At 55.2% G+C, this 9,757-nt stretch carries 14 protein-coding genes; 4 read left to right on the forward strand and 10 right to left on the reverse strand.

The genetic code is table 11. From position 1 onward, the window contains the following. Positions 1-81: 81 nt before the first annotated feature. From ACQZ5N_RS26125 to ACQZ5N_RS26140, 4 genes are all read right to left on the reverse strand, one after another. Complete coding sequence (locus ACQZ5N_RS26125; protein WP_448734539.1) at positions 82-909, reverse strand: HD domain-containing protein; 828 nt, start codon at positions 907-909, stop codon at positions 82-84. A 12-nt stretch (positions 910-921) separates the two neighbouring features. Further along, positions 922-1,311 (reverse strand): hypothetical protein, encoded by a 390-nt coding sequence (locus tag ACQZ5N_RS26130; RefSeq protein WP_448734540.1) that lies wholly within the window; start codon positions 1,309-1,311, stop codon positions 922-924. Between the two features lie 279 nt (positions 1,312-1,590). Further along, a complete protein-coding gene (locus ACQZ5N_RS26135) occupies positions 1,591-2,115 on the reverse strand; it encodes a hypothetical protein (RefSeq protein ID WP_448734541.1) in 525 nt (174 codons plus the stop codon). 3 nt (positions 2,116-2,118) lie between these two features. Next, the gene (locus ACQZ5N_RS26140) at positions 2,119-2,421 is read right to left on the reverse strand and encodes a hypothetical protein (RefSeq protein ID WP_448734542.1); all 303 of its coding nucleotides are present in this window, start codon (positions 2,419-2,421) and stop codon (positions 2,119-2,121) included. A 51-nt stretch (positions 2,422-2,472) separates the two neighbouring features. Here ACQZ5N_RS26140 and ACQZ5N_RS26145 point away from each other — a divergent pair, with 51 nt between their 5' ends. Genes ACQZ5N_RS26145 through ACQZ5N_RS26155 form a run of 3 tightly spaced genes read left to right on the forward strand, consistent with a single transcriptional unit; the run spans position 2,473 to position 3,963 of the window. Continuing rightward, positions 2,473-3,054 carry a TetR/AcrR family transcriptional regulator gene (locus ACQZ5N_RS26145; protein ID WP_269313328.1) on the forward strand — a complete coding sequence of 194 codons (582 nt, stop codon included), beginning with the start codon at positions 2,473-2,475 and terminating at the stop codon, positions 3,052-3,054. A 13-nt stretch (positions 3,055-3,067) separates the two neighbouring features. Further along, on the forward strand, positions 3,068-3,361 hold the full coding sequence (locus tag ACQZ5N_RS26150; protein WP_269313329.1) for a YciI family protein: 294 nt from the start codon (positions 3,068-3,070) through the stop codon (positions 3,359-3,361). Further along, on the forward strand, positions 3,358-3,963 hold the full coding sequence (locus ACQZ5N_RS26155) for a DNA-3-methyladenine glycosylase I (protein WP_269313330.1): 606 nt from the start codon (positions 3,358-3,360) through the stop codon (positions 3,961-3,963). Before ACQZ5N_RS26150 ends, ACQZ5N_RS26155 begins: the two co-directional genes overlap by 4 nt. Positions 3,964-4,012: 49 nt before the next feature. Here the strand turns inward: ACQZ5N_RS26155 and ACQZ5N_RS26160 are convergent, their stop codons facing one another. From ACQZ5N_RS26160 to ACQZ5N_RS26180, 5 genes are all read right to left on the reverse strand, one after another. Then, the gene (locus ACQZ5N_RS26160; RefSeq protein ID WP_448734543.1) at positions 4,013-4,627 is read right to left on the reverse strand and encodes a LysE family translocator; all 615 of its coding nucleotides are present in this window, start codon (positions 4,625-4,627) and stop codon (positions 4,013-4,015) included. A 115-nt stretch (positions 4,628-4,742) separates the two neighbouring features. Further along, on the reverse strand, positions 4,743-5,381 hold the full coding sequence (locus tag ACQZ5N_RS26165) for a VOC family protein (protein ID WP_448734544.1): 639 nt from the start codon (positions 5,379-5,381) through the stop codon (positions 4,743-4,745). Positions 5,382-5,654: 273 nt separating this feature from the next. Next, the gene (locus tag ACQZ5N_RS26170; RefSeq protein WP_448734545.1) at positions 5,655-6,281 is read right to left on the reverse strand and encodes a LysE family translocator; all 627 of its coding nucleotides are present in this window, start codon (positions 6,279-6,281) and stop codon (positions 5,655-5,657) included. 154 nt (positions 6,282-6,435) lie between these two features. Beyond that, the gene (locus ACQZ5N_RS26175) at positions 6,436-6,822 is read right to left on the reverse strand and encodes a GNAT family N-acetyltransferase (protein WP_448734546.1); all 387 of its coding nucleotides are present in this window, start codon (positions 6,820-6,822) and stop codon (positions 6,436-6,438) included. Between the two features lie 180 nt (positions 6,823-7,002). Continuing rightward, positions 7,003-7,569 carry a peroxiredoxin gene (locus tag ACQZ5N_RS26180; protein WP_448734549.1) on the reverse strand — a complete coding sequence of 189 codons (567 nt, stop codon included), beginning with the start codon at positions 7,567-7,569 and terminating at the stop codon, positions 7,003-7,005. A 355-nt stretch (positions 7,570-7,924) separates the two neighbouring features. Here ACQZ5N_RS26180 and ACQZ5N_RS26185 point away from each other — a divergent pair, with 355 nt between their 5' ends. After that, positions 7,925-8,560, forward strand: coding sequence for a hypothetical protein (locus ACQZ5N_RS26185; protein ID WP_448734547.1), 636 nt, complete (start codon positions 7,925-7,927; stop codon positions 8,558-8,560). A 521-nt stretch (positions 8,561-9,081) separates the two neighbouring features. Here the strand turns inward: ACQZ5N_RS26185 and ACQZ5N_RS26190 are convergent. Then, the coding region (locus ACQZ5N_RS26190; RefSeq protein WP_448734548.1) for a hypothetical protein at positions 9,082-9,757 on the reverse strand (676 nt) is incomplete at its 5' end.

The following is a 9,757-nucleotide window of genomic DNA, read 5'->3' on the forward strand; positions in this document are numbered from 1 at the left end:
ACGAGGAACTTGACCACGACCGCAGACCCGAAACATACCTAACAGGCGGGTCAATTCTCGGTGGAAACGCCGGGTCAGTTCTCAGTGGCAATCAACAGCCTTCTTAACTGTTATCTTCTGGATAAGCCTCGATATATCTATGATACCCGGGATTCCAGCCATAGAGGCGTCCCGCATCATGTAGTCCAGCTTATCGGCATCAAATGGGCCAGAAATCAGTTCGTGGAGAAGGGGTATTTCTTCCGAAACCGACTGGCCCAAAATGCATTTGGACACCTTCTCAACAAATTCTGGAATTCGACCGGCCCAGCTCGAAGTCGGCAGTCTCAATGACACGTGAACATCAAAGATGGACTTCAAAACCGCTTTGAACTCAGACGAGCGCACAATCAAAGCCGCTACAATTTCGCTGAGTTTGGTGTTTTCCCCGAAGTTTCGCCGTTCCCGTTGAAGTTCAAGCAGGGTTCTCGCGTCGATTTCGAGCGCATATTCTGAGACATGGGACAGTACGGGATGGCCCACGTCGTGAAGCAATGCAGCGGTCCTCAGGATCGTCGTAAGGTCGTGGTTTATGATCGCTTGGCCGTACTTCGTTTCAGATGCTTGGTTGATCGCGGTAACAAGTTGGTGAGTCTGGTGGAGAACCCCAAGGGAATGCTCGAATCTGGTATGAGCAGCTGATGGGTAAACCCACTGAGCGACACCAAGCTGTCGAAGATACCGGAGCCGCTGAATCAAAGGACTGTCAACGATAGCAACTTCGAGAGGGGTAAGGGCTATTGTTCCCCACACCCTGTCATGCACTTGCTTGGGTGAGCTATTCTGCCGAGCAATTTCGCCTGCCCTGGACGCGTAGGTGCTGAGGTATCTTGAAGCTACGGCGTTTGCGACTTCCTCTATGGCGCTCATGAAGGCGGCTGTTTAGTGAGCGACTTCGGAAAGATATTTCGCGGCCATACGGCGTAGCGCGGCGTCGGGGATACGACTTTCAGCAAGTGTCTTCACAGCCGTCTCCTCCTGCACATCGATGGTAACGCGCACGAATTTTGGGTTGTGCAAGGCGACGTCCTTGAGGTCCCTCACAGCCAGAATAGCATCCCGCAATGCCGTACTGTCGCCGTGGTAACGATCTGGGGAAATCACGAAATCCGGAACAACACCCAAGTCTTCGGCATGGTCAAGAAGATCGTCATATGCTTTTGCAAACTGCTCATCAAGGCGAGGATCATCAAGCTGGATAGTTTTTTTGCCTTCCAAGCTCAAAGCTGCCAGTAAACCTTGCACAAACTGTTCTGCGCTAATGATTTGCATCACAATCCCCCATTGCCTCTATATCCTGCATGTCCTTCCTGCCTGTGTCACGCACTAAACGGCATAAACCGAGCGCTGCGACAAAATGGCAACGACCACAGTCGCGCATTGTGACTCGGAACGAAAACTCGACGTTTCGAATCTCCGACACAACTTCTGAAATCGATTTAGCACACCAATTTGGTTAAGAAAGGGCACTCGCTCAGCGTTTCAACAGCAAAAACGCCACTTTTTGTGGGATCGTTGCGACGTTGATGTCACGTTGGATGGCGGCGACGCTCAATCGCGATGTGCAATTTGGCAAATCCCCACACCGGGTTCGATGACTGCCTCGAGCAGATCAGGAGAGCCGAAATGCCGACGAAGCACGTCAGGATAGACAAGCAGGCCATCCTCGCAGCCGTGGACTTTCCTCATCTCAGTGATAAAGGCCTTGCGGAATACGATTCCGAAATAGATGTGATCCGGGCTCTGCTCCCATGTTGGGTCAATTGGGCAGCCATTCCTGTCTACAAGCCAAGCGTGCTGCATGGGGATCGGAATTTTGCCGTTGAACGCATAGCCTTCAGCGTAGAAAACATCATCGCGTTCGCTGGCTAGTTTTGCTGCGTTTGCGAAGCAGTGTCTCTTGGGGCCTCGCTCGAGCCAGCTAGGATCATCCGTGGCGGGAGGAAAACGCCGTCCACAGAGCGTGAGTGCTGAGACCGGTCCGAAGACCCGCGCGTTTGCGGCACTTTCACGGAGATCATCGAGCAAGAGCTTTAGCGCCATTTCAGCTTTCGAGCGATGAACGATATTTTCCATTTTTCAAAAATCCCCGAGGCAACGTTCGCAATACGGCCGAAGCAATACGATTAAATGAGTATGGATGTTAAGCAGCAACAAATCTGCACTCGTAACGATGATCCGCCGTTTGAAGTCCGGCATGACAGTTTCCGCAAGCCTGCACGACGATGGTGCGTGACCGGGATAGGCCGGGTCTTCAAAATCCGGACGTAACAAAAAAGCTTGTCGCGGGTCATCTTCCAATCCTGATCTGCCGATTGGGATGGAAATACCTGGAACCCGCATAAAAGTCAGGATTTCCAAGACAAGCTGCGGCTTTGACATATTAGGTCAATTGTCCTAGATGTGTTACATCACTAGGACAATTGACCAAGCATGTCGGTATCATCCACTCGCGAATTGATAGTCGAAAAGGCGGATTCCCTTTTTTACGAAGGCGGGTTCGAGGCCACGTCCTTTGCCGAGATCGCCGCCGCCGTGGGCATATCGCGCGGTAATTTCTATCACCACTTCAAGACCAAGGATGCCATACTGGAGGCCGTGATTGTGCGCCGGATGGAAAGGACGCGGGCCATGCTCGACGGCTGGCAGGCCGAGGGCGAAGGCCCACGCGAGTGCATCATGTCGTTCATTCATATGCTGATCGCCAACCGGGTGAAGATCATTGCCTTCGGCTGTCCGATCGGCACCCTTTCATCCGAACTTGCCAAGCTCGATCACGTCGCGCAGCACCGGGCGGCCGAAATCTTCGGCCTGTTCCGTGACTGGCTTGCCGGGCAGTTCCGGGCACTTGATGCCGGCGACCGGGCCGAGACGCTGGCTCTGCATCTTCTAGCATGGTCGCAGGGGGTGGCGGTCATGGCCACGGCGTTCCGCGACGAGTCTTTCATCCGTAGCGAGGTGGCAGGAATCAAAAACTGGCTGGCGACCTTGCAGGACATTTCCCCATCCAACTGACCAAGGAGCGCCGATGTTTGTCACCTTTCTGAAATTTACCGAGAACCGCGCCGCCGCACCGGATTTCATGGCGGCCCATAACGATTGGATCGCGCAGGGCTTTGCCGATGGTGCGTTTCTCAGCGTCGGCTCGCTTCAGCCCGCAGCCGGGGGCGCGATCCTCGCCAATGGGGAAAGCCGGGCCGATCACGATGCACGTATCGCTGCCGACCCCTTCGTCGCGCAGGGGATCGTGACCGCCGAAACCTACGAGATCGACCCGAAGCGCACTGTTGCCGCGCTGGATTTCGTGAAGTCGCCGGCATGAGCGGAATCGTTCCCGGCCCCGATGGCCGCCCGCGCTGCCGCTGGTGCGCGGCCGTGCCGGAGTTCTTAGCATACCATGACTGTGAATGGGGCTTTCCGGTTGTGGATGACACACGCCTGTTCGAGAAACTTTGCCTTGAGAGTTTTCAATCGGGCTTGAGTTGGCGCACCATCCTCGCCAAGCGCGAGAACTTCCGGGCCGCGTTCGCAGGCTTCGATTTCCGCAAGATGGCGCTGTTTGATGATACTGATGTGGCACGGCTGCTGGCAGATGCCGGTATCATCCGTCATCAAGGCAAGATCGAAGCCGTCATTAACAACGCTCGCCGCGCCTGCGAACTGGTTGAAGCAGAAGGATCACTGGCGGCGTTTGTCTGGCGGTTTGAACCGGACAACGACGATGAGGAGCCCCAAAGCCGCTCGACCTCGCCGGCTTCCGAGAGGCTGTCCAAGGAGTTGCGCAAGCGCGGCTGGAAATTCGTTGGTCCCACCACGGTCTATGCGTTCATGCAGGCGATGGGGCTGGTCAATGACCATGCAGAGGGATGCATCATGCGGGCGGAAGTCGAGCAGGCACGAAAGGGGATGCGTCGCCATTCTTAGTGGCAAAAATCCTGAAATCCGCACTGGCGAGTTTCAGGATTCACGCGGCTTAGCGCGATGCGACAACAGCAATGCCCGCGCCAACCATGATCCCGCCGGCCGTTCGGTTCACCCGGCGAACGACGACCGGCGTCCTGAGCAGCTTGCGCGCCCGGCCGGCGAGGATCACATGCCCGCCGATCACCACCACCTCAACCGTAAGGATCACGGCCGCCAGCGCTGCGACGTGGCCGGGCGTAAGTGACGCGCCGACGACGCTCGGCAGCAGCGCGACATAGAAAAGCGGCATCTTCGGATTGCCGAGGTTGAGCGCAACGCCGGTCGCGAAGATCGCCAGCAGGCCGCGCCGCTCGGCAACGGGTTGCAGCTCGGGCACAGTCGGGGTGGTAGTCCATAGCTTGACGCCCATCCAGATCAGGTAGGCCGCACCCGCATAGCGCAGGATCGTCATGACCACACCCATCTCGGCCGCGACGATCGACAGGCCGAAAGCGGCCAAGGTCAGGAAGATGAGGATGCCGGCGACCGTTCCGGCTCCATAGGCAATGCCGGATGCCGCCCCGTGCGAAATTGTGCGGGCAACGATCGTCATGTTGTCCGGGCCGGGACTGGCGGCGAACACGAAAAAGGCCGCCGCGAAGGCGAGTAAGGTCGAAAAATCCATGGAACCCGCAAAAGTTATGATTGCTCTCGGGGTTTCAGGATACGCGATTTTCTCTCATGAGAAAGGGGACGCTCAGAAAATTAGGACTCGCGACAGACGACCTGCGTTGCCATGGTCAGGTTAGCTCTTTCAATCCGGCGGGTGTCTCGATGAGCGCCCGGTATCGGACCTCGGGGCCTTGGACGATGACGGGCGAATTCTTGATGGCAAGTTCCCGGTAGAGCGCCGCAATGCGGGTCGGGTCCGGATGCTCAAGGGTGAACGAATGAAGGTGGGCATCCAGATCGGGAATAGAGGCGATATAGCTGGTGTCGCCCCGGTGGTCGATGATCGAAGGGACCGCGCCGCCCAAGGGAAGCGAGCCATCCTTTGGGATGGCAAAATCGAAAGTCGGGCTTTCGGCCGGGAGGGGAACCTTGTCGCCCAAGATCGCGCCGTAGGCTGAAACAACGGCGTCCATCGCATCTGTGTTGGCGACCCACCCGCGCAACCGGCGACCTGCATCCCAATCCGATCTAACCTGTTCCTGATTGTCGAGGCCGAACCAGCGGGCCCGATCTGGCTCTATTCCCTGTGGATCGAGCGCCACGATTTCCAGATAAACGGAATTTCCGAGCTGGAGCCGGTGATTGTGGCTCCCCATATATTCGTGGCGCGTCCCGAAAGGCACGTCGAGGCCAAGGCAGCGTTGAACATGCAAGACTCCTTCGGCCAGCGTCGGGGCGATGACGGTGATGTGGTCCAGCTTCAACAAGTGCAGAAACTCCAATGTCGTAAAATTATCGAAACCCGCGACACCTTTCGCGACCAATTCAATGACCGATCAGCTTTTGTCCAAACATGTGCCCAAAAAGGCCGCTACCGCAGCTGAGACACCAGTGGCCCAATAAGGTGCGCCGAAAGCTTGAGCGAGCCACACACTAAGTCCAGCGACGAGGCCGCCAACAAGAGCTGGAATGAGATTTTTCTTCATTTTCCCTCTTCGAGAATGGGCGAATATCCAGAGGCCGCAACAGACAGATACAGATTAAGTCCTGCTTGTAAGCAACTTGATTCCGGCGAAGGTGAAAAATACTCCCAAACCTGCGTCGATCCATCTGCGAGCACGGTCGTAGGCCGTGACAACACGCTTGGTGGAGAAAGCGACGGCATATGCAATATGACCAACAACTGAGAGGATGGTGGTTCCGACTACGATAACGAGAGCGGTTGAGGCAGGCGCAGAGTGCGCGAGGCCAAGCGACATGATTGCGATCCATGTCAATGCGGCCTTTGGATTGGTCATCTGGACGATCACGCCGCGCAGAAAATACGTGCGCAGGCTGCCTCCCGCTATTCCGGCCGGGTCCATGATCGGCTTTGACGAAGCGGCCGAGCGAAAAGCTTTGAAGGCCAGCCAGAGCAGATAGAGACCGCCAATGATTTTGATGACCGTCAGCACGGAGGCATAGGCGGCAATCAATGCGGTTAGGCCGATCGCGGTCATGGAGGCCCACAGGAACGATCCCGCAGAGATGCCGAGCGCTAACGCAATGCCCGCTTTGCGGCTGACAGCCATCGATGTGCCGACGACCGAAAGAATATTTGGGCCGGGACTGAACATCCCGAGTGCAAAGGCACCGAACGCCAAACCGATTTCTGGCAAATGCTCCATATGGACACCTCCAAGCTATTTGTCGCGAAAATCCAATGAAAGCGACACTTGTTTTCCTGGCTTCTGCGATGTCGCAGAATAGGGGGGGTGCGGCAGCCGCAATGTCCGGTTCTGGCGCATTGCTGACAGCCCGGCAGAGAGCGACCGATTTAAATCACTTGAGCTTGATGAGTCCTGCCTTGGTCGGCCGAAATCCGCAACTCTGATAGAATGAACTCAGATGCGGTTCGAAGTCGACATGTAACCAATTCGCTCCGCGCTCTCGCGCTACATTTGTGGCTTCTACCACCATGCGGGCAGCGATACCTCTTCGTCGCATCCGGGGAATAACGCAGGTGTCCAGGATGAAGGCGTGGACACCTCCGTCCCACGCCACATTCACGAAGCCGACGAGGCGATCATCTTCATAAGCCGCAATATGGGCAAGGCTGCGTGACAATATGCAGGAAAAGTCTTTTGGCCCTTCGCTGCCCCAGGCTTCTAACCAAAGCACATTCAGCTCGTCTTGGCGCGGGAACGGATCAATCCGAAGCGTCACCATGTTGCCGCTCTCCAGTTATTGTGCACGCGACGTTTTCGAAGATAGTCATGGTCAGGCAGTTTTGTACACCGCCTCGATCAGGAAGACTATTTCGTCGGAGTTCGCTGCATCGAAGGGTTGCTTGTCCCAACAGACACTGCTTCCTGCCATGAGGATTGCTGCCGCAATTGGCCAAGACACTCATCCGTGTGCTTTGGAATGGTAGTTTGTTTTTAACCACACGATCACTGCATCGGCGTTTTTATCAGGCGGGTCTACAGGGTAAAAAACATGCTTGATCCTGCCATCTTCGATGATCATCGTCAGCCTTTTGAGCAAGGTGAAACCACCCGCTTCAAACGTCGGCAGGCTAAGGGCCTTCGCAAGAGAATGTGAATGATCGGAAAGCAATGGAAAGGGCAAGTGAAGCCGTTCTGCAGCCTCTTTTTGATACTCGGTCGTCTGCGTCGAAAGGCCAAAAAGATGGCTGGCCCCTAATCCCCTCAGCTCAGCGAAATGGTCGCGAAAAGCACAAGATTGAGGTGTGCAGCCTCTAGCCCCGGGTATGGCATCCCATCCGTCAATCGCATTGCCACCCGGCGGGCTGGTGCGTGGGTAGGCATATACTATGGACAGACCCGGTCCTCTAAGGTCGACAGTCGTGCCGTCGGTTGCTGCCAATGTAACATCCGGCATTTCCATCCCTGGCAAATGCTTCGCTGCGCCATCGTCATGTGGGATCAATGATGTCACGAAGTTGTTTCCCATAGCCACGCCAATATCCTCTCGGTCTTCAACGCGAGAAAAGCTAAACGAATTTCACACCGCTGCAATATCTCCTATTGGCGCTCTTGGTCATAAGAAAAATTGGCAGAAGCGGTCATGCAAGACTATGTCCGTGCTTGAAATAAAGGTGGAAAGCGGCATGTCGATTTCAGATTGGCTATGGAAGAAGCAGCCGTTCTGAAGCGAACCGGACTGTCCGGCCCTGGCTAGCCGCCAAGCGCTTCGGGAAGAAGCAACGGTTACGAGCGGTCTGTTCCTGAAAGATGTGCCATGACAAAGTATACCATCAACCGCTATCTTGCGAAATCCGCGAAGAGTTTTCGTACCGGAGAACTGCATGAGACATTTCAGACTTGTTTATCAGAAACATCCTCTCGACCTTTCAGTCGAAGAGCCACGCATCACCTTGCGGGCCTCAAGTGGCTCTTGGCCTGGTCAGGAGCTGGAGGACCACGTCGTACTGGATTTAGAAGTGAAATCTCCGAAATTTTTCTTCGATCCCAACAATGATCCCGAGGATGACGTCTCTCAGTGGTTGAATCCGGGTCTGGATACACAGTGGCTCAAAATTCCGTTGAAGCGCTTTAAGAACCGTGATTTTCGTAGCCTTGAAGAAATCTTGATAGATTTCCAGGGCGAAGGAACTCCAAACGCTTTGACTAGGGAAGATTGGTGGGAAGCTCCCGGCCTCATCACCATTTACAGCGACGAGTTCTTCTCTCGCGCGGAAATCTCCATCCGTCACGATGGTGGCGGCACGTTTTCTGTTCAGCTTTCTGGTACAACCCAGTTCGACACCGCCTTTGACATAGCCTTCAGTGCTCCTCTGACCGTCAAGCTGGTCGGCTATCGCAACTCGGCGACCGCAGACGATCTTTTGGGCTGGTTCGACCGCTTTTTGAGAAAAGACGATTTCACTTTCACGCCGCTGCAACGAGGTGAAGACCTCTATCTCGATGGTGCGGTCAAGTAACCGCCGCGCCAAGCGCGCTGAGCGTTTCCGTTTCCTCAAATACCTTTGATCAGGTGTGGGCCTTACGTCAAATACCTTTGACCATCTACACAACCAGAGATTAAGCGCTTGCGTCATCGACAATTAACGCACGCTGACCTTGCGCCGGACTGGCTGGAAAGCCTTCTCTGTGGGGCGCGTGTGTGCGTGAAGCTTCCAAGGGAAGACGGCTCACGGCTTTCGCTGGGCCCTTAGCTGGCTCGGACTTTCTCAGTTGCCGCGAGATGCCGCCTTTCGATTGAAACACCTGTTCATACAGAAGACGGCCCTCGCACTTGGGATGGGTGTGACATGTGGGTTTGCAACGTGATGATGGTAAACAAAAGCTGTCGAGCCGTCGCGACCCTTGCTACTTCCTTGACCGTCTGCTTGACCTTGCCCTTCTACTACCTCGCGCATTGACAAGATCGTCGCCGACGTCCTCTTGAACTCCGAAACCGCTTCGGGCCCATAAAAATTAACCGTTGGTATTGCGCCGATCTTTAGGCTGCATTCGCGGCGACTTGCTTTGGCCAAATTCTGTCGTCGATCGAGTGAAACGGTGCCGTCTTTTTAAAGACCGCGAAAAGGTCGTTTCGAAAACCTTTTATGGCTTCCTGGTTCGCGTCGCTTTTCAGCCAGGCCTTGATGACCAAGTCATAGAATTCCTTGTGCTTGTTGAAGTGCACTTTGCTGTATTGCCGCTGCAGGCCATGGGTAGATTCCTGTCGCTCTTTCGCCTGCGCAATCTTGGTGGCGATGGCGTCGAAATCTTGCAGAACGTCGGCCGCAGTCACCTTGGAATATCCGAAGTCTTGCACCTCGAGCCAGAACGACTTGTAAATGAGGTCGGAAATCAGGTTTCGCAGGAATTCAGAGAATACTCGGTCCGGCGGTGCGCCACCAGGCAAAGCGATGATGTGATGTTTGAGGTCCTTGTTTTGGTCGCCGTCGAGGATGCAGATGGCACGCATCGAAGACTGGTTTACCTTGAGATCGCAGAAAAGGCTTTTCAGTGCGTCGGAGCCGATGCTCGCATCGACGAAATGCAGGAGGTTTTTCGCCGCGGCAAAGCCGGTATGTTGGTTTCCACGCGGAACTGAGCCGGTTAGGCGCATAATTTCCATTGAGAATTGAGCCATGTGAACCTTCCCCCAACGCGGTGAGCGACGGGGGCAA

The sequence above is a fragment of the Agrobacterium sp. 22-221-1 genome (assembly GCF_053522445.1).